The sequence below is a fragment of the Nocardioides panacisoli genome (assembly GCF_019448235.1).
Lineage (GTDB): Bacteria > Actinomycetota > Actinomycetes > Propionibacteriales > Nocardioidaceae > Nocardioides > Nocardioides panacisoli_A.
The window spans coordinates 3,219,712-3,245,614 of record NZ_CP080409.1; the positions used below are offsets into that span (position 1 = coordinate 3,219,712).

A 25,903-nucleotide genomic window follows, 5' to 3' on the forward strand; every position below is an offset into this window, starting at 1 on the left:
AGCCGGCTCGGGCCGCCGGCGCCCGGTCAGACGTGCCGCTCGAGGATCGTCGACTCGGCCAGCCGCGACAGGCCCTCGCGCACGCTGCGCGCACGCAGTTCGCCGACGCCGTCGACGTCGCGCAGGTCCTCGATGCTGGCGGCCAGCAGTTGCTGCAGGGTGCCGAACCGGTCGATCAGCCGGGCGATGACGGCGTCGGGCAGGCGCGGCACGCGCGCGAGCAGCCGGTGGCCGCGGGGCGAGACGGCACCGTCGAGGTGCTCACCGCCGCCGAGGCCGAGCACCGAGGCGACCGCGGCCACGTCGACCAGCTCGGTCGGCCCCAGCTCCTCGATCCGTCCGAGCCGTTCGGTGGGCGCCGGCCCGCGCTTGGTGGCGGGGGCGTAGTCGCGGACGACCAGCTCCCGCTCGAGGTCGACGCCGGAGATGAGCTCCTCCAGCTGCAGTGAGAGCAGGCGACCGTCGGTGCCGAGCTCGACGACGTAGTCCTCGATCTCGCGGGCGATCCGGGTGACCATCTCCATGCGCTGCGCCACGATCGCGACGTCGCGCACCGTGACCAGGTCCTCGATCTCCAGCGCCGACAGGGTGCGGGTGACCTCGTCGAGACGGGCCTTGTAGCGCTCCAGTGTCGCGAGCGCCTGGTTGGCCCGGGCCAGGATCTGGCCGGCGTCCTCGAGCACGTGGCGGGTGTCGCCGACGTAGGCGGCGATGATCTGCATCGACTGCGACACCGAGATCACCGGGAACCCGGTCTGGCGCGCCACCCGGTCGGCCGTGCGGTGCCGGGTGCCGCTCTCGGCGGACTCGATGGTGTGGTCGGGCATGAGGTGCACGGCGGCGCGCACGATCCGGGTGAGGCCCTCGTCGACGATGATCGCGCCGTCCATCTTCGCCAGCTCGCGCAGCCCGGTGGCCGAGAACTCGACGTCGAGCTCGAACCCGCCGGTCGAGATCGAGTCCACGGTGTCATCGGTGCCGATGACGATCAGGGCGCCGGTGCGGCCGCGCAGGATGCGCTCGAGGCCGTCGCGCAACGGCGTGCCCGGCGCGATGAGCGCCAGCACCTCCCGCACGCGCGGATCTCCCAGTCGTTCGGCCACGTCGGCACTGTAGACGAATGGGCCGACACGGCGCCCCCGGCATCGCCGCGCGAGATCAGCCCGGCTCGATGACCTCCAGGGCGTGCTTGGTGCGCTGGTCCAGGTGCAGCAGCCGCAGGGCGGTGCCGACGTCGGGCGCCTCGACGATGCGCATGCCGTCGATGCTGCGGTCGGTGCGGGTGCTGCGGACGCCGCGCCGGTGCGGTCCCGGCTCGGCCGGCACGATCGCCATCTCGAACCCGAGCCGCGCCGCCTCGGCCAGGCGCTGCGGCAGGTCCCGCACCCGACGCAGCTCCCCGGACAGCCCGATCTCGCCCATCGCCACCAGCCCTGCCGGCGGCGGCGCCATGAAGTGCGCCGAGGCGAGCGAGACGGCGAGCGCCAGGTCGGCGGCGGGGTCGATGAGCTTCGCCCCGCCGACGGTGGAGGCGAACACGTCCTGGCCGTGCAGGTGGATCCGGCCGTGCTGGTGCAGCACCGCGAGCACCATCGCGAGGCGGGAGGAGTCCAGCCCCGACGTCGTACGCCGCGGCCGCTCCAGCGGCGAGGTGGTGACCAGGGCCTGCACCTCCGCGAGCAGCGGGCGGCGCCCCTCCATCGTCACCGCGACGCACGTGCCGGCCACACGGCCGTGGTGCTGCTCGACGAAGATCCCGGTCGGGTCGGTCACCGCGGCGATGCCGTCGGCGCTGAGGTCGAAGCACCCCACCTCGTCGACCGGGCCGAAGCGGTTCTTGACCGCACGGAGCATGCGGAACTTGGTGTTGCGGTCGCCCTCGAAGTGCAGCACGACGTCGACGAGGTGCTCGAGCACGCGCGGCCCGGCGATCGAGCCGTCCTTGGTGACGTGGCCGACGAGCACGACGGTGATGCCGCGCGACTTCGCCATCCGCACCAGCGCCGCGGCGACCTCCTTGACCTGGGTGACGCCACCGGGGACCCCGTCGACGCCCGCGGCCGAGATCGTCTGCACCGAGTCGATGACGACCAGCTCGGGGCGGGTCTGCTCCACGTGGGTGAGGACGGCGCCGAGGTCGGTCTCGGCGGCGAGCAGCAGCTCGGGCTCGAGCGCGTTGGTGCGGTCCGCACGCAGTCGCACCTGCGAGGCCGACTCCTCGCCGGTGAGGTAGAGCGTCCGTCGACCGCCGCGGGCCGCGCTCGCGGCGACCTCGAGCAGCATCGTGGACTTGCCCACGCCGGGCTCCCCGGCGAGCAGTGCTGCGGCGCCGGGCACCAGGCCGCCGCCCAGCACCCGGTCGAGCTCGGCCACCCCGGTCGACTGGTGCACGGCCTGCTCGGCCGAGACCTCGCCGATGGGCACGGCCTTCCGGGTCACCGGAGCGGCGGTCGTGCGGCCCTGCGGCTCACCGGCGGCCTCCGCCATCGACCCCCACGCCTGGCACTCGCCGCACCGGCCCACCCACTTGGGGGTGGTCCAGCCGCACTCGGAGCACTCGTACGTCGTGCGCTTGCGATTCGAAGCCATGTTCGAACGGTAGTCCACGGCTCCGACAGTGTCGTCGAACCACGCAGGACCCGACGCCTCAGAACTCCTTGGTCCACAGGTTCACCGCGTAGTCGACCTCGAGCCCCTCGTGGTGCCGCACGATCTGCTCGGCCACCTCGGGCCGGAACTCGATGCGCACCACCGCCTCGAGGTCGGCCCGGCTCTCGAAGCGCCACCCCATGTCGACCGCGTGACGGGTCCACCCGCGCGTGGTCCAGAAGCGCTCGATCTCCTCCGGGGGCGGCAGGTGGCCGAAGCCGCGACGGAACCACGCGCCGAAGGTCGACCGGGACCCGTCGTTGTCGATGACCAGCGCGGTGCCGCCGCGGCGTACGACGCGGTTCAGCTCGGCCAGTCCGGGCTCGCAACCCGGCCCGAAGAAGTAGGCCCACCGGGCGTGGACGACGTCCACCGACGCGTCGGGCAGTGGGACCTCCTGCGCGGTCCCCGACAGCACGGTGACCCGCTCGCGGTCGCGCGTACGCCGTGCCGCGAGTCGTTGCAGGCCGGGGTGCGGCTCCACGCCGATCACCCGCGCGGCGGTGTCGGCGAAGCGCGGCAGGTGGAAGCCGGCGCCGCACCCGAGGTCCAGCACCGTGCGGCCGCGCCAGTCGGCCTGCCGCTCCATGGTTGCCCACAGGCGGCCGTCGGGGTCGGCTGCGCGGTTCTCCAGCTCGTAGGTGGCGGTGTGGTGCCAGATGTTGGGGCTGGTGATCGTGCCCCGCGGTGTCGTCGTCACGGGCGTCCTCGTCCTGGTCGGCCCCGTGGTGTGACGGGACGCTGTGACGGTCGACGGCCGGTCAGATGCGGACGACCCCGTTGGGGGTCTGCACCTGGGCGGCCAGCATGCCGGGGGTGCCGTGCGGGGCGACCCACTCGACCTTGACGTCCTCCAGCGGCGCCTCGACCGGGACGCCCAGCCACTCCGAGACGCGCAGCGGGTCGCCGGCGATCTCGATGCCGGCCAGCGACAGCGTGCCGTCGGCACCGGCGGAGGGGTGCAGCGAGAGGTCGGACTCCCACTGCACGAAGAAGGGGAGCTGCGGGTCGGCGATGAGGCCGTTGACGCCGATCTGCTTCCAGTTCAGCTCGATGCCGCCGGGCAGGTGCCGGTGGCCGTCGACGGCGGAGCGACCCAGGCGTGCCTCGACCGCGGCGAGGTCGTCGACCGCGACGACCCAGCCGAGCCAGCCGCCGCCGAGCTGCGAGCGGGCCTTGACCGCCTGGCCGAACGGGGCCTTGTCCGAGGCCGGGTGCTCCAGCGGAGCCACGACCTCCAGGTAGGTGTTGTCCGCCATCGGCAGGGTCATGTTGGTCGTGCCGAAGCGGGGGTGCACGCCCCCGTCCACGAACTCCTGACCGAGCGCTTCGCCCAGCCGGTCGGCGGTGGCTTCCAGGCCCTCGGGGCCCGCTGCGTAGGAGATGTGGTCGAGACGCATGCGGACATTGTCAGCCCGGCGCAGCAGGGACGGGGCGGCGGGGTCGGGGTTTCTTGACGTCGAGAGTCGGGGGAGTCCTCAGGACGGGCCGGCGGGGTGCAGCGCCAGCGCCGAGCGCGACCGCAGGTGCGCCTCGCAGTGCCGGACCAGCTCGGCGTACGCCGCCTTGCCCATCAGCTCGATGAGCTCGGCCTCCTGGGTCACGTAGAGCGGCTCCGGGGCGACGTGCGCCTCGGTGTTGGCCGAGCAGTACCAGTCGAAGTCGTGGCCGCCCGCGCCCCAGCCGCCGCGGTCGTACTCGGTGATCGTGGTCTCGGTGTACTCGCTGCCGTCGGTGCGCTCGACCTCGCGGAAGGTACGCCGCAGCGGCAGCTGCCAGCACACGTCCGGCTTGGTCTCGAGCGGGTTGCGGTCCTGCTCCAGCGCCAGGCCGTGCAGGGCGCAGCCGTAGCCGCCGGGGAAGCCGGGCTGGTTGGCGAAGACGCAGGAGCGCTGGCCGTCGGCGTGCTGGACCTGGAGGGTCTTGCGCTCGCCGTCCTCGTCGGTCTCGATCCAGTCCTTCTTCTTCACCTTCCGCCCCGGGTGCAGCTGCCACCGCTCGGGTGTGAGCTGCTTGACGTACTCCGCGACGCGCTTCTCGTCCTCGCCGTCGGCGAAGTGCGCGCCGAGCGTGCAGCAGCCCATGTCGGGCGAGTCGGTGACGATGCCGGGGCATCCCTGCCCGAAGATGCACATGTAGCTCGAGGTGAGCCAGGTGAGGTCGCAGCGGAAGATCTCGGCCTCGTCGTCGGGGTTGGTGAACTCCACCCACGCACGCGGGAAGTTGGGATTGACCTCTGGCACGTGGACCACCGTAGTTGCTGCGCGGGTAGGTTGGTCCCATGCGCCTTGGCGTCCTCGACATCGGCTCCAACACGGGACACCTGTTGTTGGTGGACGCCCGTCCGGGTGCCGCGCCGCTGCCGGCCTCGAAGTACAAGCGCCCGCTGCGGCTCGCCGAGCACCTCGACGACGACGGTGCCGTCACCAAGACCGGCATCGACGCCCTCACCGACTTCACCGCCGAGTCGCTCGCGGTGGCGGAGGAGAAGGGCTGCGAGGAGATGGTGCCGTTCGCGACCTCCGCGGTGCGCGACGCGGTCAACTGCGACGACGTGCTCGAGCACGTCGCGAAGCGCACCGGCGTGGAGATCGGCGTACTCCACGGGGAGGACGAGGCCCGGCTGACCTTCCTCGCCGTACGCCGCTGGTTCGGCTGGTCGGCCGGCCGGCTGACCGTCTTCGACATCGGCGGCGGGTCGCTGGAGATCGCCGCCGGCCCCGACGAGCATCCCGACGTCGCGCTCTCGGAGCCGCTGGGTGCGGCGCGCCTGGCGCGCCGGTACTTCGAGAAGAAGGTCGACGAGGACAAGCTGCGCAAGATCCGCCGCAAGCTGCGCGCCGAGATCGCCCGCGACGCCGACCGGGTGCTGCGGGGCGGGACGACGCACCGTGCGGCGGCGACCTCGAAGACGTTCCGCTCGCTGGCCCGCATCTGCGGTGCGGCGCCGTCGGCGGACGGGCCGCTGGTGCCGCGCACGCTGGCGATGGCCGACCTGCAGTCGTGGATCCCCAAGCTGCTCCAGATGAGCGACTCCGACCTCGCCGACCTCCCCGGCGTCTCGCCCAGCCGCACGCACCAGATCGTGCCGGGTGCGCTGGTGGCGGAGGCCTGCATGGACATCTACGACCTCGACGAGCTCGAGATCTGCCCGTGGGCGCTGCGGGAGGGCGTGATCCTGGAGCGCATCGACCGGCTCGGCGCCGCCGACGGGACCTGACATGGCCCGGATGCCGCGGATCGGCCTCTCCACCTCCTCGGTCTACCCGGAGTCGACGGCGCACGCGTTCAGCTACGCCGCCGAGACCGGGTACGACGCCGTGGAGGTGATGGTCGGCATCGACGCGCTCTCCCAGCAGGTGGAGGCGGTGGAGAAGCTCATCGACCACCACCAGTTGCCGGTGTGCGCCGTGCACGCGCCGTGCCTGCTCTTCACCCAGCGGGTGTGGGGCATCGAGCCGTGGGGCAAGCTCGAGCGGTCCGCGGAGATGGCGACCGCCGTCGGCGCCGAGGTGGTCGTCGTCCATCCGCCGTTCCGGTGGCAGCGTGAGTACGCCGCCGGCTTCGTCGAGGGCATCGCGGCGCTGGAGGAGTCGACCGGCATCGCCTTCGCGGTGGAGAACATGTATCCGTGGCGGGCCTCGCGCGGCAAGGTCGAGATGTATCAGCCCGGCCGTGACCCGTCGGCGGAGGAGTACGCCAACGCCACCATCGACCTCTCCCACGCGGCGATCGCCAAGGACGACCCGGTCGCGATGGCCGAGCGGCTGGGGGAGCGGCTGCGGCACGTGCACCTGACCGACGGCACCGACTCGGCCAAGGACGAGCACCTCGTGCCCGGACGCGGCGACATCGGCGCGGACACCTTCCTGCACCACTTGGCCCGCAGCGGGTTCGGCGGCGAGGTGGTGCTCGAGATCAACACCCGGCGCTGCAACTCCCACGAGGAACGGCTGGCCGACCTGCGCGAGTCGCTGGAGTTCGCCCAGCGCCACCTCGCCGCGACCGCCGTCGAGTCGTGACCAGCGTGCGGCCCGGGCGCCGCGGTCGGCGCCCCGGCAGCCCCGACACCCGGGCCGCGATCCTGGCTGCCGCGCGGGAACGCTTCGCCGAGGTGGGGTACGCCGGCACCACGATCCGCGCGGTGGCCGCGGCCGCCGGGGTCGACGGCGCGCTGGTGCACCACTACTACGGGAGCAAGGACGACCTCTTCCTCGCCGCCCTGGAGTTGCCGGTCGACCCCCGCGAGGTCCTGGCCGAGGCCGTGGTCTCCGGCGACCGGGACGACGCCGGCGAGCGGCTCGTGCGCACCTTCCTCGCCGTGTGGGACGACCCGGACAACCAGCCCGCACTCATCGCGTTGGTGCGCCGCGTGCTCGAGCCCGGCGGCGAGCCGCTGCTGCGCGACGGCTTCCTGCCCGTGGTCCTCGTCCCCATCGGCGAGCGTCTGGGCATCGATCGTCCCGAGCTGCGCATGCCGCTGCTCGCCAGCCAGGTCCTCGGCCTGATCACCCTGCGTTACCTGGTCGTCGTCGAGCCCCTCGCCTCGATGGACGCCGACGCCCTCGTCGCGGCGTACGCCCCCGTGGTGCAGCGGTACCTCACGGGGCCCTTGCCGGGCTGAGCCGTCGGGATCCCCGGTTGACCGGGGATCCCCGCCGCTGTGCGGAGGATTGCGGTCACCAGGTGACACCGATCCTCCACACAGTCGATCAGGGCGGCGGGCAGTCGGGGCAGCGGCGTACGGCGCCCGGCCAGCCACGAGCAGCGAGGCCGGCGCCGATCCGGGCGGCCGTGGCGCAGGGGCGGTCGAACACCTGGCCCCAGCCCAGCCGCGCGGTCGAGCGGTCGGTGGCGAACGCGTCGAGGTCACGCTCCAGGTCGTGGTCGCGGTCGTGGGTGGAGGTGTGGTGCAGGCGCCCGTCGAGCTCGACGATCGCGGCGTACTCGACGTAGCAGACGTCGCGGTAGAGCGTCCCCTTGATCGACTCGCGGAACTGTCGCCGCGCCACCGGCAGTCCGTGCGGTTGCTCGACGCGCACGAGGTAGGCGTGCTCGAGCGTCGAGCAGGTCCCGTGGGAGAGGTCGGTGATCACCTGCTCGAGGAAGTGGCGCCGCCGGTGGCGCGGTCGCGACGCCAGCGCGGTTGCCAGGCGACGGGGCGTGGTCCGGCGGGCGCGGAGCACGTCGGAGAGGTGGGCGACCGCGTCCACGTCCCGCCGAGCACTCGCCGCCAGCTCCAGCGCGGCGTACTCCGGCCGTTGCCGGGGTGGCCCGGTGTTCCACAGCACGGTGTCGTGGAGGTGGCTCGAGCGTCGCAGGCGTACGCCGGCCGGTGCCGTCACGCGGCGCTCGCGCCCGACCGCGACCTCGATCGGCAGGCCGTCGTCCGCCTCGCTGCGCCCGGGGCCGTCGGCGGCCCGGCGCGCCGAGGCGCCGCGCAGCGCTGCTGGCCAGCACGCCAGCACCGCTGCCCACGCGCGCTGCAGCCAGGTGAGCGGGCCGGTGTGGTCGACGTACACGCCGGGATGCACCGTCGTGAGCAGTCGCCGCCGCTGCAGCCGACGGATGTCGTGGTCCGTGACACCGCACCCGAGGAGCTGCCGTCGCCCCACGACGCCGGCCTGGCGGCCGAGCAGGTCGACGAAGCGGGGAGCGGCGGGGTCGTCCATGCCCCGAGGCTGCTCGCCCGCGGCACCGCCGGCAACCGCCGCCGACCGCCCTGTGGACGACTGTGCGGAGGATCGCGGTCACCAGGTGGCACCGATCCTCCACACAGGCTTGCCCGAGCACCGCGAAGCGGCATATATTCAACGTATGATGAAAAACGCGGTCGAGGTCGCCGACCTCTCCGTCGAGCGGGGCGGGCGCGACGTACTGCGCGAGCTCGCCTTCGCCGTGCCCGTCGGCCAGGTGACCGGCCTCCTCGGCCCCTCCGGCTGCGGCAAGACCACCCTGATGCGCGCGCTCGTCGGCGTGCAGGCCAAGGTCCGCGGCTCCGTCAGCGTCTTGGGGCAGTCCGCCGGCACGGCGCCGCTGCGCGACCGGGTCGGCTACGTGACCCAGGCGCCGAGCGTGTACGACGACCTCAGCGTCACCGAGAACCTCGCCTTCTTCGCCCGCGTGCTCGGCGTGGACCCCGGGGAGGTCGACCGCTGTGTCGAGGCGGTGGCCCTGGCGGACCACGCCGACCGCGTCGTGGCCGACCTCAGTGGCGGGCAGCGCTCCCGCGCCAGCCTCGCCGTCGCGCTGCTCGGCAGTCCCGAGCTGCTGGTGTTCGACGAGCCCACCGTCGGCCTGGACCCGGTGCTGCGCGAGGAGCTGTGGACCACCTTCCACGACCTCGCCGACACCGGCACGACCGTGCTGGTCTCCAGTCACGTGATGGACGAGGCCGAGCGCTGCGACCGGCTGCTGCTGATGCGCGAGGGCCGGATCATCGCCGACGGCACCCCCGGAGAGATCCGCACCCGCGCCGGTGCCGAGGACATCGAGCAGGCCTTCCTCACGATCGTGCGGGGTGATGCCGCATGAACCCCCGCGTCACGCTCGCCGTCGCCGGCCGCGTGCTGACCCAGCTGCGGCGCGACCACCGCACGCTGGCGATCATGCTGGTCCTGCCCTGCCTGCTCATCGCACTGCTGTGGTGGATGTTCGCCGACGTCCCGGGCAACAGCTTCGACGACCTCGGTCCGGGCCTGCTGGCGCTCTTCCCGTTCATCGTGATGTTCCTCGTGACGAGTGTGACCACGCTGCGCGAGCGTGCGAGCGGCACGCTGGAGCGGTTGTTGGCGATGCCGATGGGCAAGGTCGACTTCCTGCTCGGCTACGCACTCGCGTTCGGCATCGTCGCCGCCGTCCAGTCCGCCGCCGCGGTCGGGTTGAGCGTGGGCGTGCTCGGCCTGGAGATCGACGGGGCGGTGTGGTTGCTGACCGTCGTCGCCGTCGTCGACGCCGCTCTCGGCACCGCGCTCGGGCTGCTGGTCAGCGCCTTCGCCCGCACCGAGTTCCAGGCCGTGCAGTTCATGCCGGCGCTCGTGGTGCCCCAGATCCTGCTGTGCGGCCTGTTCCTGCCCCGCACGGCGCTGCCGTCGGTGCTGGAGACGATCAGCGACGTGCTGCCGCTCTCCTACGCCGTGGACGCGATGGCCGCCGTACGCGACGGCCAGGCGGCCGGTGAGGTCTGGTGGGACCTGCTCGTCGTCGGCGGCTTCGTCCTGGCCGGGCTGGCCGTGGGCGCAGCGACCCTGCGGCGGCGTACGCCCTGACCGGCGTCCCACCCATGCCCTAGCCTCGGGTCATGTCTCCGTTCCGCCAGCCGCTCCTGCTGCTGTCCCGCAGCGGCACCGCCAAGACGCTGCTGACCAAGCTGCCCCTCGCCGGCGACATCGTGGCGCGCTTCGTGCCCGGCGAGACGCTCGAGGAGGCGGTCGCGGCCGCGCGCGAGTTGGCCGATGCCGGCATCCACACCACCATCGACCACCTCGGCGAGGACACCACCGACGCCGCGCAGGCCAACCGGATCGTCGCCGAGTACGTCGCCCTGCTGGAGGCGCTCGCCGCCGAGGGCCTCGCGTCGTGGGCCGAGGTGAGCGTCAAGCTGACCGCCATCGGACTGGACCTGCCCGGCGGCCGCGCGGTGGCGCTGGAGAACGCCCGTCGCATCTGCCGCGCCGCGCACAACGCCGGCACCACGGTCACGCTGGACATGGAGGACCACACCACCACCGACGACATCCTCGCGGCCCTGCGCGACCTGCAGCAGGACTTCCCCGAGACCGGTGTCGCGGTGCAGGCCTACCTCCACCGCACCGAGACCGACTGCCGCTCGCTGGCGCGTGGCTCGTCGCGCGTGCGGCTGTGCAAGGGCGCCTACGACGAGCCCGAGGAGGTCGCCCACGCCGCGCCGGTCGACGTGGACCGGGCCTTCGTGCGGTGCCTGAAGACCCTGCTCGACGGCGAGGGCTACCCGATGATCGCGACCCACGACCCGCGCCTGGTCGAGATCGCATCGGCGCTGGTCAGCCGCTACGGCCGTGCCGCCGGCACGTACGAGTTCCAGATGCTCTACGGCTGCCGCCCCGAGGAGCAGCAGCGGCTCGCGGCGACGGGGGAGCGGGTCCGCGTCTACCTGCCTTACGGCAGTGACTGGTACGGCTACCTCGTACGTCGACTCGCCGAGCGTCCGCGCAACCTGTCATTCTTCCTGACGGCACTGGTGTCGAAGAAGTGAGCCGGGAGGCAGCCGTGAAGCAGACCGCCGTCATCGGTGGCGGGGTGATGGGGGAGACCCTGCTCGCCGGCCTGATCCGTTCCGGCCGTCCGGTCGCCCAGCTCCTGGTCGGTGAGAAGCGCCCCGAGCGGGCCACCGAGCTCATCGAGCGGTACGGCGTCACGGTGGTGGGCAACGTCGAGGCCGCCGAGAAGGCCGACACCCTCGCTGTCGTCGTCAAGCCGCAGGACATGGCCGTCGTGCTCGCCGAGCTCGCGCCCGCGCTGCGCCCCGGCCAGCTGCTGGTCTCGCTGGCGGCCGGCACGACCACCGCATTCATCGAGTCCCACGTGCCCGAGGGCGTCGCCGTCGTCCGGGTCATGCCCAACACCCCGGCGCTGGTCGACGAGGGCATGTCGACGCTGTCGGGCGGCACCCACTGCGACGCCGACCACCTCGCCGAGGCGGAGGAGCTGATGGCCTCGGTGGGCAAGGTGATGCAGGTGCCGGAGAAGCAGCAGGACGCCGTCACGGCGATCAGCGGTTCCGGTCCGGCGTACATCTACTTCGTGGTGGAGTCGATGATCGAGGCGGGCGTCCACCTGGGGCTGCCGCGGTCCACGGCGCGCGACCTGGTCGTCCAGACCCTCGTCGGGTCGGCGCGGATGCTGGCCGAGACCGGCGAGCACCCCACGGTGCTGCGCGAGCAGGTGACCTCTCCGGGCGGCACGACCGCCTCGGCGTTGCGGGAGCTGGAGACGCACAAGGTGCGCGCGGCGTTCCTCGAGGCGCTCAAGGCCGCGCGCGACCGTTCGGTCGAGCTCGGCAGTTGACCGCCCGGCGCGGTGCGCGGGGCCGTCGCGTAGCGTCCCCGTCATGAGCGAGTGCAGCGCGGAGGCCGGCGCGACGAGCGTCGTGTTCGACCCGACGCTGACCGAGTACGACTTCGGGGGCGAGCACCCCATGGCGCCCGTGCGCGTCGACCTGACGATGCGGCTCGCCGAGGACCTCGGGGTGCTCGAGGGGCTCACGATCGTGCCCGCGCCGGTCGCCAGCGAGGACCGGATCGCCACCGTGCACGACCCGGCGCTGATCGAGGCGGTGCAGCGCATGGGCGCCCGCCCCGGGCCCGGTGAGGAGGCGCGGGGTCTCGGCACCGACGACAACCCGGTCTTCCGTGGCATGCACGACGCGGCCGCCCACGTGGTCGGGGCGACGCAGGAAGCGTTCCGCCAGGTGTGGTCGGGCGAGAGCCGCCACAGTGCCAACATCACCGGCGGCCTCCACCACGCCATGCCCGACCGCGCGAGTGGGTTCTGCATCTACAACGACATCGCCGTGGGCATCCAGTGGCTGCTGGACCAGGGCGCCACCCGTGTCGCGTACGTCGACGTCGACGCCCACCACGGCGACGGCGTCGAGCGCATCTTCTACGACGACCCGCGGGTGCTGACCATCTCGCTGCACGAGACCGGCCAGTTCCTCTTCCCCGGCACCGGATTCGCCGACGAGACCGGGGGGCCGGGTGCGGAGGGCAGTGCGGTCAACGTCGCGCTGCCGCCCGGCACGGGTGACTCCGGGTGGTTGCGGGCCTTCCACGCGGTCGTGCCCGAGCTGCTGGAGGCCTTCGCGCCGGAGGTGCTGGTCACCCAGCACGGCTGCGACTCCCACTCCGAGGACCCGCTGACGCACCTGATGCTCAGCGTCGACGGCCAGCGGGCGGCGTACGACGCCCTGCACCGGCTCGCGCACGAGGTGGCCGGTGGCCGGTGGGTGGCGACCGGTGGGGGCGGCTACTCGATCTACAACGTGGTCCCGCGCGCATGGACCCACCTGCTCGCCACGGTGGCGGGGCGGCCGATCGCGCCGGAGACGCCGGTGCCGGCCGCCTGGCGGGAGCACCTCACCGCCACCACGCGCCGCCGTGCGCCGACGTCGATGAGCGACGGGCGGATCCCGTCGTTCCGTGCCTGGGAGGAGGGCTACGACCCCGGCATCTGGCTGGACCGCGCGATCCACCAGACGCGCCTGGCGGCGTTCCCCCTGCACGGCATCGACCCCGTGCTCTGATGACCGCAACGGGCCCGATCGGACCCTGTTGGCGGCTCCGCGTCAAGGCGACACGCCGTCGCCTCAAAAGTTTCACGCGTCCCCCTCTTCCCAACAGTCACACTGGGCTCTAGGGTGCTGTGCATATCGCTCGTGGCTCGCCACCGGGGAAGGTGGCGACGAGCGCGAAGAAAGCGTGGTGCGCCGTGGCTACCTCCCGGACGGGGTCCGAGAACGTGCCGGACCCGAAGTTCCTGACCATCGCCGAGGTGGCGACGATGATGCGCGTGTCGAAGATGACCGTGTATCGCCTCGTCCACAACGGCGAACTGCCGGCGATCCGAGTCGGCCGCTCCTTCCGGGTGACCGAGGAGGACGTCAACGCCTACCTGGAGAAGAGCTTCTACAGCGCCGGCTGAGGGATCCCGGTGATCGGCGAGTCCGTCGCCGGTCGCCGGGGACCCTGAACTCCTCCTGATATTCGCCGCCCTGGGATTCTGCCCGTCGCGCGCCCCGGCTAGGCTGGGCCGCGTCGACTACGGCGTGGGAGTGGTGCATGGCTACGGATTCGGGACGGGTCGTCCTCGTCACCGGCGTCTCCCGCCCCCTGGCACGCAACTTCGCCAGCCTGCTCGCCGCGGACCCGGGCGTGGACCGCGTGGTCGGGGTCGACGTGATCCCGCCGCGGGGCGACATCGGCGACGTCGCCTTCATCCGCGCCGACATCCGCAGCCCGATCATCGCCAAGGTGATCGCCCGCGAGGGTGTCGACACCGTGGTCCACATGAGTGTCATCGCGACGCCCGGCAGCGCCGGCGCGCGCGGCACCATGAAGGAACTCAACGTCATCGGCACGATGCAGCTGCTGGCCGCCTGCCAGCAGTCCGAGCACGTCCGCCGGTTCGTGCTGAAGTCCACCACCACCGTGTACGGCGCGAGCCCGCGCGACCCGGCGATGTTCACCGAGGACATGGAGCCCAAGCGGCCGGCCTCCAGCGGCTACGCCAAGGACGTCGCCGAGGTCGAGGCCTACGTCCGCAGCTTCGGGCGGCGTCGTGACGACGTCGACGTGACGACGCTGCGGTGCGCCAACGTGATCGGGCCGCGCGTGCAGAGCCCGGTGACGTCGTACTTCCGCCTCGGGGTGGTGCCGACGGTCCTCGGCTACGACCCACGGCTGCAGTTCCTCCACGAGAGCGACCTGCACCGGGCGCTCACCCATGCCGTGCACTCCTCGGTGCCCGGCACGTTCAACGTCGCCGGCGAGGGCATCATCACCCTCTCCCAGGCGCTGCGTCGCCTGCAGCGGGCGCGGGTCGCGGTGCCGAGCTTCGCGCTGCCCCAGCTCGGGTCGGCGCTGAAGTCGGCCCAGTTGGCCGAGCTGCCCCACGAGCTGCGGTCCTTCCTGACCTTCGGCCGGGGCGTGGACACCACCCGCATGCGCACCGAGCTCGGGTTCGAGCCCACCTACTCCACGCCCGAGGCGTTCGCGGAGTTCGCCAGCTCGCTGCAGCCCACCGGCGGGCGTACGGCGCGCCTCGTCGACGCACTCGCGGAGCGGATCGACGCCGAGGAGCTCACTGCCGTCGGCCCGGGGGGCTCCCGTGGGTGACGCCGAGATCATCCCGCTGGGCACCCGCGGTCGACCCGGCCGGGGCAGCGGCAAGGACCGCCCCTCCTCGGCCGCCCGAAGCCTTGCCGGCGACGCCGGTCGCGGCAGTGCCGCGAAGCGTCCGCAACACCGTCCGGAGCCCGCCGAGGCACCCGACGGAGTCGCGCCGACGGAGGCGGGGTCCGCCACCGCATCGGCGGGCGGACGTGGCGACCGGGCGCCGGTGCAGGCCGTGGAGCGCGACGCCCACGGCATCCCCGTCGGCGACTGGCTCCAGGCGATCCAGGTGGGGGCCCGCGAGATCTGGGGAGAGCACTGGGAGCCGGAGCTGGCGGGCTTCCTCGCCTTCCTGCGGCGGCGGCTGACCGGTGAGTACGCCATCGACGAGTACGGCTTCGACGCCGAGCTGACCGAGCGGTTCCTGATGGCCGTGCTGCGGCCGATCGCGGAGAAGTGGTTCCGCGTCGAGGTCCGCGGGGCCGAGAACATCCCGACCGACGGCGGCGCGCTCATCGTGTCCAACCACTCCGGCACGATCCCCGTCGACGGACTGATGACGATGTTCTCCGTCCACGACCAGACCGGACGCCACCTGCGCGCGCTCGGTGCGGACCTCGTCTTCCAGATGCCCTTCGTCAGCTCCCTGGCCCGCAAGGGCGGGGCCACGCTGGCCTGCAGCGCCGACGCCGAGCGGATGCTCGCCGGCGGCGAACTGGTCGGTGTCTGGCCCGAGGGCTTCAAGGGCATCGGCAAGCCGTTCTCGCAGCGCTACAAGCTCCAGCGCTTCGGCCGCGGCGGGTTCGTCTCGGCCGCGCTGCGCACCGGTGTCCCCATCGTCCCGGTCTCGGTCGTCGGCGCGGAGGAGATCTATCCGCTGGTCGGCAACCTGCCGGCGCTGGCGCGACTGCTGGGCATCCCCTACATCCCCATCACGCCGACCTTCCCGCTGCTGGGGCCGCTCGGCCTGGTGCCGCTGCCCTCGAAGTGGCTGCTGGAGTTCGGCGAGCCGATCCGCACCGACGACTACCAGCACGGTGCCGACGACGACCCCATGCTGGTGTTCAGCGTGACCGACCAGGTGCGCGAGACGATCCAGCAGACGCTGTACGCACTGCTGCGCGAGCGGGGCTCGGTGTTCGGTCGGGGCTGAGCCCCCTCGGTCGGCCGCTGCCGGACCGCGCTGCCCGGCGCGTCGGCTCAGTTGCCGCCGGTCAGCCCGAGCCCGTCGGTCAGGTCACGGACCAGTCCGTTGTTGAGCAGCGTCCAGTCCTCGCCCTCGGCGGGCTGGCTCAGCTTCTCCAGGTCGTTGCTGACCTCGTCGAGCAGCGTCGTCACCGGACCCTTGGACTTCTTCAGCGTCTCCGGGACGATCGTGCTCAGGTCGCTCGACCCGCCCGAGGTCGCACCCGACTGGCCCTGGCCGGTCGGCGTCGAGCCGCCACCCGAGGGCGCGGACGGCGTGCTCGGGGCTGCGCCGGTGCTGGGGGCCGCCGTCGGTGCGGCGGTCGGGCCGCCCGGGAGCGTCGGGTCCACGCTCGGGGCCTCCCCGGCGATGTCCTCGGCGGTGCGGGCCAGGCTCTGCAGTTCGGTGGGGTCGCCGCTGAGCAGGGTCTGCAGGTTGGCGACCAGCATCGGGTCCGGCAGGTCGGCCGGGCCGGCGCACGTGGCGCAGGCCTGCACCGCAGCCGCCTCGATGTTGCGCAGCGCGTTGACGGCGCCGACGAGTGCGGGTCGGGCGTCGGCCGGCACGTCCTCGCTCAGGCCGGTGAGCTCGGCGAGCGCGGTGGCGGCGAAGGAGCGCACCTCGCGTACGCCCTGGTCGTCACCGCTCGCGCGGTAGTCCTCCAAGGACAGCGTCGCGGCCTCGGTGGCCTGGTTGTTGAGTCCGTCGAGCGCCTCGGCGACCTCGACGCCGTCGCTGCCGTCGGCGCTGAGCTCGCGGACCTCGACGAGGCGTCGCTGGGCGTGCTCGAGCAGGGTGTGGGACTTCTCCGCGCCGTCGGCCTGGAAGGTCGACTCGGCGTTCTCGATGGCCCGCTTGACGGGGTAGAGGGTCTCGCCGGGCAGGGCGCCCTGGGAGGCGACGGCCATGGACGTCGTCGCGCTCGCGACGGCGAGGCCGCCGAGCACGGTGGCGATCCGGCGTTCGCGCCGCACGGTGGGCTGGTGGAGGCTGAGGTGCTCGACGGTGGCCCGGTCCGGGTCGACGGCGGGCATCGTGGCCGCCTCGGCCATGAGGTGCTCACGCAGGGAGGCGACGAAGTCCGGTCGCGCCTCGACCGGCGGGAGCTCCCGCATGGCGCCGACGAGCTCGGCGAGCTCGGCCTCGACGCCGTCGACATCGGTGATCTCGCCCGAGAGCACGGCATCGAACCTGTCGGCTCGTCGCTTCGTTGCGAAGCCGCCCTTCATGCTGGCCGCCCTTCCTTGGTCCCTGCGTGTCGCTGGTCACCACGCACCCCATGTGCCGCTGTGCGGTGGTATGGGGACAACGAGGCCGACGCGCGGAAAGTTACGTCGGCCGACGTGGGCTCGATCACCGTCATCGCAGGCCCTCCGGCATCAGCTTCGCGAGGTTGCGGACGCCGCGCAGCTGCAGCTGCTTGACCGCACCCTCGCTGCGCTCCAGGGCGGCGGCGGTCTCGGCGATGCTCCATCCCTGCAGGAACCTCATGATGAGGCAGTCGCGCTGCTCGGTGGGCAGCTCCTTGAGCTTCTCGATGAGCACCTCGTGGGTGAGGTGTGCGAGTACGCCGTCCTCGGGGCTCTCGGTGGTGTCGTCGTGCTGCCCCATGTCGTCGGTGGACAGCTCCAGCCGGGTGCGGCCGGCCTTGAAGTGGTCGGTGGCGAGGTTGCGGGCGATCGTCATCAGCCACGCGCCGAAGTCCTTGCCCTGCCAGCGGAAGTTGGGCATGTTGCGCAGGGCCCGGATGAAGGCCTCCGAGCAGAGGTCCTCCGCGACGGCGACCGAGCGCGTCCGGTAGTACAGGAAGCGGTAGACCGAGGGCTGGTAGTGGTCGTAGAGCATTCCGAAGGCCTCGGCGTCGCCGCCGCGTGCCAGCTCCACCAGGCCGATGAGGCGCTCACGCTCGTCGGCGGAGTCCTCCGAGGAGGTGGCCAGCCCGGAGTCGCCGTGCGGGCCGGTGGCCACGCCGCGCTCGGCATCGGCGGCGGCGGAGACGAGCAACCAGGACGCGGTGCGCTCCGGTCGGCGGCCGGTGGACCCGGACGACCCCGACGGGGCGGTCACGGGGGCGGGTGTCCCGGGCACGGCCATGGCGGCGACGACGGCAGCGCGGAGCGCGTCGAGGCCGCGCTGGAGCGCCGGAGACGATGCCATGTTCCCTCCCTGTACCACCGATCCTAGGGGGCCCGGCGCTCGGGGGGAACGGATTCCAGCTATTGGCCCTCGGCTGGGTCGCGGGCCTCAGGGGCTGCGACGCAGCGCGTGCCGCACCAGGCTCCCGGCCACGGCGGCGCCCCCGGCGGCCCCGCCCAGGAGCAGGCCGGTGCGGGCGGCCTTGCGTCCGGTCCGGTAGTCACGGATCTCCCACCCGTGCTCGCGGGCGTGGGCGCGTAGCTTCGGATCGGGGTTCACCGCGACCGGCTTGCCGACCAGCGTGAGCATCGGCAGGTCGTTGGAGGAGTCGGAGTACGCCGCGCAGCGGTCGAGGTCCAGGCCCTCCCGCTCGGCGAGGGCGGTGACGGCGGCGGCCTTGGCCGGCCCGTGCAGCATCTCGCCGACCAGCCGGCCGGTGTAGACGCCGTCGACGCTCTCGGCGACGGTGCCCATGGCGCCGGTGAGGCCGATGCGGCGCGCGATCACGCGGGCGATCTCGACGGGGGCGGCGGTCATCAGCCAGACCCGTTGGCCCTGGTCGAGGTGGATCTGGGCGAGCGCGCGCGTGCCGGGCCAGATCCGGTGGGCCATCAGCTCGTCGAAGATCTCCTCGCCGACCTCCTCGACCTCCTCGACGCGGTGGCCGGCGATGAAGGCGAGCGCGGAGTTGCGGGCCTCGGCGATGTGCTCGGGGTCCTCCACGCCGACGTAGCGGAAGTAGGCCTGCTTCCAGGCGGCGCCGGCGAGGTCGCGCTTGGTGAAGAACTGCCGGCGGTAGAGGCCGCGGGCGAGCTGGAAGATCGCCGCGCCCTCGAGCATGGTGTTGTCGCAGTCGAAGAAGGCCGCGGCGGTCGGGTCGGCCGGGGTGTCGAGCGCAGCCTCGACCTCGGCGGCCGCGGCCGCCGCCTCGCCGGCCAGCAGCGAGCGCTTCTTCAGGTTCAGCCGACGGTGGGCCGGTGTGCCGGGCATGTCCTCAGCCTAGTGATCGGTGTGGACAATGGGTGCATGTCCGGCGCGCGCATCACGCTCTACACCCGCCCCGGGTGCCACCTGTGCGACGACGCCCGCCGGGTGATCGAGGACGTCTGCGCCGAGGTCGGCGCGGCGTACGACGAGGTCTCCATCGCCGACGACCCCGACCTCGAGCGCCGCTTCGGACACGAGATCCCCGTCACGTTCGTCGACGGCCGCCAGCACGACTTCTTCCGGGTCGACCCCGCTCGGCTGCGGGCCGCCCTGACGGGTTGAGTCGGCACTTCCTCCCGCCGAGTGCGCACTTCGTCCCCGTCGAGTGCGCAGGAGTTGTCGGTTGAGTCGACACTCCTCGAGGTGTGTTCGGCCCGCTGCCCCGGCCCTCGCGGGGGCCGTCACTGGATTTTGTTCTCGCGTTCACAAACTCCTACAGTGAATCTGCCGCGGCGCCGACTGTCCGGGTGCGGCGGCTGGAGAGAAGAACGGTGTCCCCACGGAGTTCCCACGAGACCGCCCGGGTGATCCCGGAGGCCACGGTCGCCCGGCTCCCGGTGTACCTGCGTGCACTCACGGGCCTGGCCGAGCAGGGCATTGCCACCTGCTCCAGTGAGGAGCTCGCGACCGCCGCCGGCGTCAACAGCGCCAAGCTCCGCAAGGACCTCTCCTACCTCGGCAGCTACGGCACCCGCGGCGTCGGGTACGACGTGGAGTACCTCCGCTACCAGATCGCCCGCGAGATCGGGGTCACCCACGAGTGGCCCGTCGTCATCGTCGGCATCGGCAACCTGGGCCACGCGCTCGCCAACTACTCCGGCTTCCGCAGCCGCGGCTTCCGCGTCGTCGCGTTGCTCGACGCCGACCCCGCCCGGCACGCCGAGATCGTCGCCGGGGTCGCCGTGCGCCCCTTCGCCGACCTCGACGCGGTCGTGCACGAGCACTCGGTCGCCATCGGCGTCATCGCCACCCCGCCGACCGCCGCCCAGGACGTGGCCGACCGGCTCGTCGAGGTGGGCATCACCAGCATCCTGAACTTCGCGCCCGGCGTGATCTCGGTGCCCGAGGGAGTGGCCGTCCGCAAGGTCGACCTCTCCATCGAGCTGCAGATCCTCGCCTACCACGAGCAGCGCAAGGCGGCCGGCGACCCCGATGCGGTCGACCCAGCCGTGACCTTCCCCGCCGCCGGAGGTGACAAGTGAGCGTCCTGGTCGTGGGCATCTCCCACAACTCGGCTCCCGTCGCGCTGCTGGAGCGCGTCGCGCTCGAGGAGTCCGCCGTGCCGAAGCTCGTCGAGGAGGTCGCTGCGTGCGACCACGTCAGCGAGGCCACGGTGATCTCCACCTGCAACCGGGTCGAGATCTACACCGACGTCGACCGTTTCCACGGCAGCGTCGAGGCCCTGTCGCGCATCCTGGTCGACCGGGCCGGCGAGAGCGTCGAGGCGATGCTGCCCCACCTCTACGTCCACTACGACGACGGCGCCATCTCCCACCTGTTCCAGGTCGCCGCCGGCATGGACTCGATGGCGCTGGGCGAGGCGCAGATCCTCGGCCAGGCCCGCGAGGCGCTGCGCATCGGGCAGGAGCTCGGCACCGTCGGCCCCGCCCTGAACTCGCTGTTCCAGGAAGCGCTGCGCGTCGGCAAGCGCACCCGCGCCGAGACCGACATCGACCAGGTCGCCCCGTCGCTGGTCAGCCGCGCCCTGGAGGAGTCCCGCGAGGCGGTCGGCTCCATCGAGGGCAAGTACGTCGTCATCCTCGGCGCCGGCGCCATGGCCGGCCTCGCCACGGCGACTGCCAGCCGCGGGGGAGCGGGCCACCTCGCCATCGTCAACCGCTCCCGTGAGCGCGCCGAGCGCCTTGCCGCGGCGTACGACGGCACCCCGGTGCCGCTCAGTGGTCTCGCCGACGAGATCTCCCGCGCCGACGTGCTGATCACCTGCACCGGCTCGGCCGGCACCGTGGTCGGGGTCGAGGCGGTCGCTGCGGCCCGTGCGACGACCCCGGAGCGGCCGCTGGTGGTCATCGACGTGGCGCTGCCGCACGACGTGGCGCCCGAGGTGGCCGACCTGCCCGGCGTCACGCTGATCGGGCTCTCCCAGCTCGCCGAGTCGCTCGAGGGCGGCGACGCCGGTGCCGAGGTGCAGGCGGTGCGCCGCATCCTCGGCGAGGAGGTCACGGCCTTCCTGGCCGCCCGGCGTGCCTCGAGCGTGACGCCCACGGTCGTGGCGCTGCGGTCGATGGCGACGTCGGTGGTCGACGCGGAGATGACGCGGCTGGAGAGCCGGCTGCCCGAGCTCGGCGCCACCGAGCGCGACGAGATCCGCCACGCGGTGCGCCGTGTGGCCGACAAGCTGCTGCACGAGCCCACGGTGCGGGTCAAGGAGCTGGCCAATGAGCAGGGCGCGGTCTCCTACGCGGCCGCGCTCGCCGAGCTGTTCGCCCTCGACCCCGAGGCCGTCGACGCCGTGACCCGCCCCTTCGGCGTACCCGAGGAGGAGGACCGATGACCGACACCGCGACGCGCACGCTGCGGATCGGCACCCGGCGCAGCGAGCTGGCGCGCACCCAGTCCGAGACCGTCGCCGCGCTGCTGCGCGAGACGCTGGGCGTGGCGACCGAGCTGGTCGTCGTCTCCACCGAGGGTGACCGCACCCAGCGCGCCGGCACCCCGCTGACCGAGCTGGGCGGCGCGGGCGTCTTCGTGAGCGCGCTGCGCGAGGCACTGCTGGCCGGCGAGGTCGACGTCGCCGTCCACTCCCTCAAGGACCTGCCCACCACCCCCGAGCCGGGCATCGCGCTGGCGGCCGTCCCGTCGCGGGAGGACCCGCGCGACGCGGTCGTGGCCCGCGACGGCCTCACCCTGGGCGAGCTGCCCGCGGGCAGCGTCGTCGGCACCGGCTCGCCGCGGCGAGCCACCCAGATCCGCGCACTCGGCCTCGGTTTGGACGTGGTCGGCATCCGTGGGAACGTCGGCACCCGGATCGAGAAGGTGCGTTCGGGGGAGTGTGACGCCGTGGTGCTGGCACGAGCCGGACTGGCCCGGACCGGGCGCCTCGAGGACGTGACCGAGGTGCTCGACCCGCTGCAGATGCTGCCGGCACCCGGACAGGGTGCGCTGGCCGTCGAGTGCCGCGCCGACGAGCCCGACCTGGTCGCCGACCTCGCCGGCATCAACGACCCCCTCACCCACGCCGCCGTGGTCGCCGAGCGCGCCACGCTCGCCACCCTCGAGGGCGGCTGCTCGGCCCCGATCGGTGCCCTCGGCGAGGTCGCCGAGGGCGAGGACGGCCCCGAGCTGTGGCTGCGCGCGGTCGTGCTCTCCGCCGACGGCGCCCTGTCCGTACGCCGCTCCGCCACGGCCCCGCTGCCCGACACCGACCCGATCACGGCCGCCACCCACCTGGGTGACCGGCTCGCCGCCGAGCTCCTCGACGAGGGCGCCGGCGAGCTCGACACCACCCCGTCCCCCGCGACACCGCCCGCACATCCCGCACGATCAGCAGAGGTGCACAACCGATGACCGCCAAGACAGCCGCTCCGGCTGCCAAGTCCACCCGCCAGCAGACCACCCCCGGCGACGTCGCCTTCGTCGGCACCGGCCCCGGTGCGCCCGAGCTCCTCACGGTGCGTGCCACCGCGGTGATCGCGGAGGCCGACGTCCTCATCACCGAGCTCCCCGAGCACGCCGACCTGATCGCCCACGTGCTCGGCCACGCCGCGCTCGAGGGGGAGACCGAGGACGGTCCCGAGGTGGTCGACGGCGGCTTCGGCGAGGACGGCCAGCCGCTGACCCACGCCGCCCGCGCCAAGCTCGTCGTCAAGCACGCCAAGCGCGGCCAGCGCGTCGTCCGGCTGCTCGGTGGCGACCCCTTCCTCTACGCCTCCGGCCCCGAGGAGGCCCAGGCCGTGGCCAAGGCGGGCATCACCTTCGAGGTCGTCCCGGGCGTCTCCTCGGTGGGCGCGGTCCCGGCGTACGCCGGCATCCCGCTGACGACGAAGAACCACCGCGAGGTCGCGGTCGTGACCTGTGGCGACAAGGTCGACTGGAGCCGCTACGCGAAGGTCCCGACGCTGGTGCTGCTGTCCGCGGTCGGCCAGATCGGCGACATCGCGCGTGACCTGATCGACGCGGGTCGCAAGCCCGCGACGCCGGTCGCGATGACCCAGGTCGGCACGACGACGGAGCAGCAGACCGTCACCACGACGCTGGAGGAGGTCGCCGAGGACCCCCGCGCCGCGCGGGTCGCGCCTCCGGCGGTGATCGTGGTCGGTCAGGTCGTGGACCTGCGCGACAAGCTGTCGTGGTTCGAGACCAAGCCGATCTTCGGATGGCGCGTGCTGGTGCCGCGCACCAAGGAGCAGTCGGCCTCGCTGTCGGTCAAGGTCCGCTCCTACGGCGGCGTGCCCGAGGAGGTCCCGACGATCTCCGTCGAGCCGCCGCGCAACCCGCAGCAGATGGACAAGGCCGTGCGCGGCCTGGTCGAGGGGCGCTACGAGTGGATCGCCTTCACCTCGGTCAACGCCGTCAAGGCGGTGCGTGAGAAGTTCGAGGAGTACGGCCTCGACGCGCGTGCCTTCTCCGGCCTGAAGATCGCCGCGGTCGGCGAGAAGACCGCCGCGTCGCTGGCCGCGTGGGGCCTGCGGGCCGACCTGACGCCCTCGGGCGAGCAGTCGGCCGCCGGCCTGCTGGAGGACTGGCCGGAGTACGACGACGTGCTCGACCCGATCAACCGCGTCTTCCTGCCGCGGGCCGACATCGCGACCGAGAACCTGGTCGCGGGGCTCATCGACAAGGGCTGGGAGTGCGACGACGTGACGGCGTACCGCACGGTGCGTGCTGCGCCGCCGCCGGCGCCGACGCGTGAGGCGATCAAGTCGGGCAAGTTCGACGCGGTGCTGTTCACCTCGTCCTCGACGGTGCGCAACCTGGTCGGCATCGCCGGCAAGCCGCACCCCTCGACGATCATCGCCTGCATCGGTCCGGCCACGGCCAAGACGGCCGAGGAGCACGGGCTGCGCGTCGACGTCATGGCTGCCAAGCCCGACGTCGAGGTGCTGGTCGACGGACTGGCCGACTTCGGTGCCTCCCGCCGCGCCTCGCTGCTGGAGGCCGGTGAGCCGATCACCAAGCCCTCGGACCGCAAGCCCGCCACGCGCCGCCGCCGCAAGGCCAGCGCCAAGTGAGGCGTTGAGTCTGCAGTTGTTGACCCTCGAGTCGGCACTTGTTGTCGGTGGCGGGTCGACCACTGCAGACTCACTGCGCAACAACTGCAGACTCGACCGTGGGAACTGCAGTCTCGACGGGAAGAAGTGCCGACTCGACCGGCTGGGAGGATGGGGCCATGCCTGACATCGAGGTGCCCACGATCCGGCCGCGGCGACTGCGGACCACCCCGGCGATGCGGCGGATGGTCGCGGAGACCGCCGTGCGCCCCAGTCAGCTGGTGCTGCCTGCGTTCGTGCGGGAGGGCGCCGACGAGCCGACGCCGATCGGGTCGATGCCGGGCGTCGTGCAGCACAGCCGCGACTCGCTCCGCCGCGCCGCCACCGAGGCGGCCGAGCGCGGCGTCGGCGGGCTGATGCTCTTCGGCGTTCCCGAGTCCAAGGACCCCGAGGGCAGCGGCGGGATCGACCCCGACGGCATCCTCAACGTCGCGATCGCCGAGGTGAAGGCCGAGGTCGGCGACGCCCTGGTCGTGATGAGCGACCTGTGCCTGGACGAGTTCACCGACCACGGCCACTGCGGCCTGCTCGCCCCGGACGGCACGGTCGACAACGACGCCACGCTCCGCTCGTACGCCGAGATGGCGCGCGCCCAGGCGGCCGCCGGTGTCGACATGGTCGGCCCGAGCGGGATGATGGACGGCCAGGTGGCGGTGATCCGCACCGCGCTGGACCGGGCCGGGCACACCGACACCGGCATCCTCGCCTACGGCGCGAAGTACGCCTCGGCGTTCTACGGGCCCTTCCGGGAGGCCGTGGGCTCGACGCTGCAGGGTGACCGCCGCACCTACCAGCAGGACCCGCCCAACGCCCGTGAGGGCGTGCGGGAGGCGCAGCTCGACGTCGCCCAGGGCGCCGACATGGTGATGGTCAAGCCGGCCCTGGCCTACCTCGACGTGCTGCGGCAGGTGCGCGACGCGGTGGACGTGCCGGTGGCGGCGTACAACATCTCGGGGGAGTACGCCATGGTCGAGGCCGCCGCCGAGCGTGGGTGGATCGACCGCGAGCCGGCGATCCTGGAGACCTTGACCTCGATCCACCGCTCCGGTGCGGACGTGATCCTCACCTACTGGGCCAGCGAGGCCGCAGCGCTCCTGGCCTGATCGCGCGACAGGTCAGTTGCCGAGCCGGCTCGGCAGGCCGGTGAGTGCGTCGACCAGCGGGTCGATCACCGGCGCCAGTGGGTTGTCCGGCGCCGGCTCGTCCTCGGGCTCGTCGGGCTCCTCCGGCTCCTCGGGGGGCGGCTTCTCGGTGTCGTCACCGCCGCCACCTCCGCCGCCGGATCCACCACCGTTGCCACCGCCGGTGCCGCCCGAGCCGCCGCCCGAGCCGCCACCGGTACTGCCGCCGCCACCGTTGCGGTCGCCGTTCTCCGTGCGCCCGCCCGTGGGGGTGGTGGGCGCCTGCGGCTGGCTGGAGGGGAACGTGGGGGACTCGAAGGTCGGCTCGGGGAAGTCGGGGTCCTCGAACGTCGGCTCGGGGAGGTCCGGGTCCTCGAACGTCGGCCGGTCCAGCTCGGTGATCTCGACCGGAAGCTCACTGGTGAGGTCCGAGGTCGGGTCGTTCACGCCGCCGGGCAGGCCGTCGAGCACGTCGAAGATGGCGTCGGGGGACTCGGTGGACTCCTCGCCGGTGCCGGCCGGGTCCGCCGTCACCTTGGCGTCGGACCCGGGACGGACCGTCCCCACCGCCCAGGCGCCGACGGCGAGCGCCACGACGACGGCCGCCATGACGTAGAGGACGCGCGCCCGGAGCCGGCGCGCCGTGATGATGGCCATGCTCGTTCAACGAGGCGGGCGCATCGGGGTCACCGTCGTGCGCGTCACCCCGGGACGACGAGGGGCCCG

Annotated in this window: 27 protein-coding genes; 17 read left to right on the forward strand and 10 right to left on the reverse strand. The window is 72.8% G+C overall.

Annotated elements, in window-relative coordinates; all coding sequences use genetic code 11:
* Window positions 1-26: 26 nt before the first annotated feature.
* From disA to KUV85_RS15725, 5 genes are all read right to left on the reverse strand, one after another.
* On the reverse strand, window positions 27-1,103 hold the full coding sequence (disA, locus tag KUV85_RS15705) for a DNA integrity scanning diadenylate cyclase DisA (RefSeq protein ID WP_219960826.1): 1,077 nt from the start codon (window positions 1,101-1,103) through the stop codon (window positions 27-29).
* A 55-nt stretch (window positions 1,104-1,158) separates the two neighbouring features.
* Entirely contained in the window at window positions 1,159-2,589 is a 1,431-nt protein-coding gene (radA, locus tag KUV85_RS15710) for a DNA repair protein RadA (RefSeq protein WP_219960827.1), read from the reverse strand.
* A gap of 58 nt (window positions 2,590-2,647) precedes the next feature.
* A complete protein-coding gene (locus tag KUV85_RS15715) occupies window positions 2,648-3,349 on the reverse strand; it encodes a class I SAM-dependent methyltransferase (RefSeq protein WP_219960828.1) in 702 nt (233 codons plus the stop codon).
* A 61-nt stretch (window positions 3,350-3,410) separates the two neighbouring features.
* Window positions 3,411-4,049 carry a VOC family protein gene (locus tag KUV85_RS15720; protein WP_219960829.1) on the reverse strand — a complete coding sequence of 213 codons (639 nt, stop codon included), beginning with the start codon at window positions 4,047-4,049 and terminating at the stop codon, window positions 3,411-3,413.
* A gap of 78 nt (window positions 4,050-4,127) precedes the next feature.
* Window positions 4,128-4,892 (reverse strand): hypothetical protein, encoded by a 765-nt coding sequence (locus KUV85_RS15725; RefSeq protein ID WP_219960830.1) that lies wholly within the window; start codon window positions 4,890-4,892, stop codon window positions 4,128-4,130.
* Window positions 4,893-4,930: 38 nt separating this feature from the next.
* Between KUV85_RS15725 and KUV85_RS15730 the strand changes: the two genes are divergently transcribed.
* Genes KUV85_RS15730 through KUV85_RS15740 form a run of 3 tightly spaced genes read left to right on the forward strand, consistent with a single transcriptional unit; the run spans window position 4,931 to window position 7,273 of the window.
* A complete protein-coding gene (locus tag KUV85_RS15730) occupies window positions 4,931-5,869 on the forward strand; it encodes a Ppx/GppA phosphatase family protein (RefSeq protein ID WP_219960831.1) in 939 nt (312 codons plus the stop codon).
* A gap of 10 nt (window positions 5,870-5,879) precedes the next feature.
* A complete protein-coding gene (locus tag KUV85_RS15735; protein WP_237690305.1) occupies window positions 5,880-6,671 on the forward strand; it encodes a sugar phosphate isomerase/epimerase family protein in 792 nt (263 codons plus the stop codon).
* Window positions 6,668-7,273, forward strand: a complete 606-nt coding sequence (locus KUV85_RS15740; protein WP_219960833.1) for a TetR family transcriptional regulator — start codon at window positions 6,668-6,670, stop codon at window positions 7,271-7,273. Before KUV85_RS15735 ends, KUV85_RS15740 begins: the two co-directional genes overlap by 4 nt.
* Window positions 7,274-7,361: 88 nt before the next feature.
* Here KUV85_RS15740 and KUV85_RS15745 read toward each other — a convergent pair whose 3' ends face one another.
* Window positions 7,362-8,321 carry a hypothetical protein gene (locus tag KUV85_RS15745; RefSeq protein ID WP_219960834.1) on the reverse strand — a complete coding sequence of 320 codons (960 nt, stop codon included), beginning with the start codon at window positions 8,319-8,321 and terminating at the stop codon, window positions 7,362-7,364.
* Window positions 8,322-8,466: 145 nt separating this feature from the next.
* Here KUV85_RS15745 and KUV85_RS15750 point away from each other — a divergent pair, with 145 nt between their 5' ends.
* From KUV85_RS15750 to KUV85_RS15785, 8 genes are all read left to right on the forward strand, one after another.
* The gene (locus tag KUV85_RS15750; RefSeq protein ID WP_219960835.1) at window positions 8,467-9,183 is read left to right on the forward strand and encodes an ABC transporter ATP-binding protein; all 717 of its coding nucleotides are present in this window, start codon (window positions 8,467-8,469) and stop codon (window positions 9,181-9,183) included.
* A complete protein-coding gene (locus KUV85_RS15755; protein WP_219960836.1) occupies window positions 9,180-9,917 on the forward strand; it encodes an ABC transporter permease in 738 nt (245 codons plus the stop codon). The genes KUV85_RS15750 and KUV85_RS15755 overlap by 4 nt, the downstream gene beginning before the upstream one ends.
* A gap of 32 nt (window positions 9,918-9,949) precedes the next feature.
* Window positions 9,950-10,882: a proline dehydrogenase family protein gene (locus tag KUV85_RS15760; RefSeq protein ID WP_219960837.1), complete on the forward strand. Its 933-nt coding sequence runs from the start codon at window positions 9,950-9,952 to the stop codon at window positions 10,880-10,882.
* 14 nt (window positions 10,883-10,896) lie between these two features.
* Complete coding sequence (gene proC / locus KUV85_RS15765) at window positions 10,897-11,694, forward strand: pyrroline-5-carboxylate reductase (RefSeq protein WP_219960838.1); 798 nt, start codon at window positions 10,897-10,899, stop codon at window positions 11,692-11,694.
* 43 nt (window positions 11,695-11,737) lie between these two features.
* Window positions 11,738-12,931, forward strand: a complete 1,194-nt coding sequence (locus tag KUV85_RS15770) for an acetoin utilization protein AcuC (RefSeq protein WP_219960839.1) — start codon at window positions 11,738-11,740, stop codon at window positions 12,929-12,931.
* Window positions 12,932-13,116: 185 nt separating this feature from the next.
* Entirely contained in the window at window positions 13,117-13,329 is a 213-nt protein-coding gene (locus KUV85_RS15775) for a helix-turn-helix domain-containing protein (protein ID WP_237690158.1), read from the forward strand.
* 137 nt (window positions 13,330-13,466) lie between these two features.
* Window positions 13,467-14,522, forward strand: coding sequence for an NAD-dependent epimerase/dehydratase family protein (locus KUV85_RS15780; protein WP_219960840.1), 1,056 nt, complete (start codon window positions 13,467-13,469; stop codon window positions 14,520-14,522).
* A complete protein-coding gene (locus KUV85_RS15785; RefSeq protein WP_219960841.1) occupies window positions 14,515-15,672 on the forward strand; it encodes a lysophospholipid acyltransferase family protein in 1,158 nt (385 codons plus the stop codon). The genes KUV85_RS15780 and KUV85_RS15785 overlap by 8 nt, the downstream gene beginning before the upstream one ends.
* A gap of 47 nt (window positions 15,673-15,719) precedes the next feature.
* Here KUV85_RS15785 and KUV85_RS15790 read toward each other — a convergent pair whose 3' ends face one another.
* From KUV85_RS15790 to KUV85_RS15800, 3 genes are all read right to left on the reverse strand, one after another.
* Window positions 15,720-16,886: a DUF5667 domain-containing protein gene (locus KUV85_RS15790; RefSeq protein ID WP_219960842.1), complete on the reverse strand. Its 1,167-nt coding sequence runs from the start codon at window positions 16,884-16,886 to the stop codon at window positions 15,720-15,722.
* Between the two features lie 178 nt (window positions 16,887-17,064).
* Window positions 17,065-17,862 (reverse strand): sigma-70 family RNA polymerase sigma factor, encoded by a 798-nt coding sequence (locus KUV85_RS15795; protein ID WP_219960843.1) that lies wholly within the window; start codon window positions 17,860-17,862, stop codon window positions 17,065-17,067.
* 87 nt (window positions 17,863-17,949) lie between these two features.
* Entirely contained in the window at window positions 17,950-18,831 is an 882-nt protein-coding gene (locus KUV85_RS15800) for an HAD family hydrolase (RefSeq protein WP_219960844.1), read from the reverse strand.
* 36 nt (window positions 18,832-18,867) lie between these two features.
* On the opposite strand from KUV85_RS15800, the gene KUV85_RS15805 reads away from it, so the two are divergent.
* From KUV85_RS15805 to hemB, 6 genes are all read left to right on the forward strand, one after another.
* Complete coding sequence (locus tag KUV85_RS15805) at window positions 18,868-19,110, forward strand: glutaredoxin family protein (protein ID WP_219960845.1); 243 nt, start codon at window positions 18,868-18,870, stop codon at window positions 19,108-19,110.
* A gap of 209 nt (window positions 19,111-19,319) precedes the next feature.
* Window positions 19,320-20,030, forward strand: coding sequence for a redox-sensing transcriptional repressor Rex (locus KUV85_RS15810; RefSeq protein ID WP_219960846.1), 711 nt, complete (start codon window positions 19,320-19,322; stop codon window positions 20,028-20,030).
* On the forward strand, window positions 20,027-21,340 hold the full coding sequence (locus KUV85_RS15815; RefSeq protein WP_219960847.1) for a glutamyl-tRNA reductase: 1,314 nt from the start codon (window positions 20,027-20,029) through the stop codon (window positions 21,338-21,340). The genes KUV85_RS15810 and KUV85_RS15815 overlap by 4 nt, the downstream gene beginning before the upstream one ends.
* A complete protein-coding gene (gene hemC / locus KUV85_RS15820; RefSeq protein WP_219960848.1) occupies window positions 21,337-22,353 on the forward strand; it encodes a hydroxymethylbilane synthase in 1,017 nt (338 codons plus the stop codon). Before KUV85_RS15815 ends, hemC begins: the two co-directional genes overlap by 4 nt.
* The gene (locus KUV85_RS15825) at window positions 22,350-24,017 is read left to right on the forward strand and encodes a uroporphyrinogen-III synthase (protein WP_219960849.1); all 1,668 of its coding nucleotides are present in this window, start codon (window positions 22,350-22,352) and stop codon (window positions 24,015-24,017) included. Before hemC ends, KUV85_RS15825 begins: the two co-directional genes overlap by 4 nt.
* A gap of 158 nt (window positions 24,018-24,175) precedes the next feature.
* Window positions 24,176-25,159, forward strand: a complete 984-nt coding sequence (gene hemB / locus KUV85_RS15830) for a porphobilinogen synthase (RefSeq protein WP_219960850.1) — start codon at window positions 24,176-24,178, stop codon at window positions 25,157-25,159.
* A gap of 12 nt (window positions 25,160-25,171) precedes the next feature.
* Here hemB and KUV85_RS15835 read toward each other — a convergent pair whose 3' ends face one another.
* Window positions 25,172-25,834 (reverse strand): hypothetical protein, encoded by a 663-nt coding sequence (locus KUV85_RS15835; RefSeq protein WP_219960851.1) that lies wholly within the window; start codon window positions 25,832-25,834, stop codon window positions 25,172-25,174.
* Window positions 25,835-25,903 lie beyond the last annotated feature (69 nt).

What these genes read in the sequence shown, in the direction of transcription:
- radA (WP_219960827.1), bottom strand. Translation starts at nt 2,589, where the DNA reads ATGGCTTCGAATCGCAAGCGCACGACGTACGAGTGCTCCGAGTGCGGC.
- KUV85_RS15720 (WP_219960829.1), bottom strand. Translation starts at nt 4,049, where the DNA reads ATGCGTCTCGACCACATCTCCTACGCAGCGGGCCCCGAGGGCCTGGAA.
- KUV85_RS15730 (WP_219960831.1), top strand. Translation starts at nt 4,931, where the DNA reads ATGCGCCTTGGCGTCCTCGACATCGGCTCCAACACGGGACACCTGTTG.
- KUV85_RS15735 (WP_237690305.1), top strand. Translation starts at nt 5,880, where the DNA reads ATGCCGCGGATCGGCCTCTCCACCTCCTCGGTCTACCCGGAGTCGACG.
- KUV85_RS15745 (WP_219960834.1), bottom strand. Translation starts at nt 8,321, where the DNA reads ATGGACGACCCCGCCGCTCCCCGCTTCGTCGACCTGCTCGGCCGCCAG.
- KUV85_RS15750 (WP_219960835.1), top strand. Translation starts at nt 8,467, where the DNA reads ATGATGAAAAACGCGGTCGAGGTCGCCGACCTCTCCGTCGAGCGGGGC.
- KUV85_RS15755 (WP_219960836.1), top strand. Translation starts at nt 9,180, where the DNA reads ATGAACCCCCGCGTCACGCTCGCCGTCGCCGGCCGCGTGCTGACCCAG.
- KUV85_RS15760 (WP_219960837.1), top strand. Translation starts at nt 9,950, where the DNA reads ATGTCTCCGTTCCGCCAGCCGCTCCTGCTGCTGTCCCGCAGCGGCACC.
- KUV85_RS15770 (WP_219960839.1), top strand. Translation starts at nt 11,738, where the DNA reads ATGAGCGAGTGCAGCGCGGAGGCCGGCGCGACGAGCGTCGTGTTCGAC.
- KUV85_RS15780 (WP_219960840.1), top strand. Translation starts at nt 13,467, where the DNA reads ATGGCTACGGATTCGGGACGGGTCGTCCTCGTCACCGGCGTCTCCCGC.
- KUV85_RS15795 (WP_219960843.1), bottom strand. Translation starts at nt 17,862, where the DNA reads ATGGCATCGTCTCCGGCGCTCCAGCGCGGCCTCGACGCGCTCCGCGCT.
- KUV85_RS15800 (WP_219960844.1), bottom strand. Translation starts at nt 18,831, where the DNA reads ATGCCCGGCACACCGGCCCACCGTCGGCTGAACCTGAAGAAGCGCTCG.
- KUV85_RS15805 (WP_219960845.1), top strand. Translation starts at nt 18,868, where the DNA reads ATGTCCGGCGCGCGCATCACGCTCTACACCCGCCCCGGGTGCCACCTG.
- hemC (WP_219960848.1), top strand. Translation starts at nt 21,337, where the DNA reads ATGACCGACACCGCGACGCGCACGCTGCGGATCGGCACCCGGCGCAGC.
- KUV85_RS15825 (WP_219960849.1), top strand. Translation starts at nt 22,350, where the DNA reads ATGACCGCCAAGACAGCCGCTCCGGCTGCCAAGTCCACCCGCCAGCAG.
- hemB (WP_219960850.1), top strand. Translation starts at nt 24,176, where the DNA reads ATGCCTGACATCGAGGTGCCCACGATCCGGCCGCGGCGACTGCGGACC.
- KUV85_RS15835 (WP_219960851.1), bottom strand. Translation starts at nt 25,834, where the DNA reads ATGGCCATCATCACGGCGCGCCGGCTCCGGGCGCGCGTCCTCTACGTC.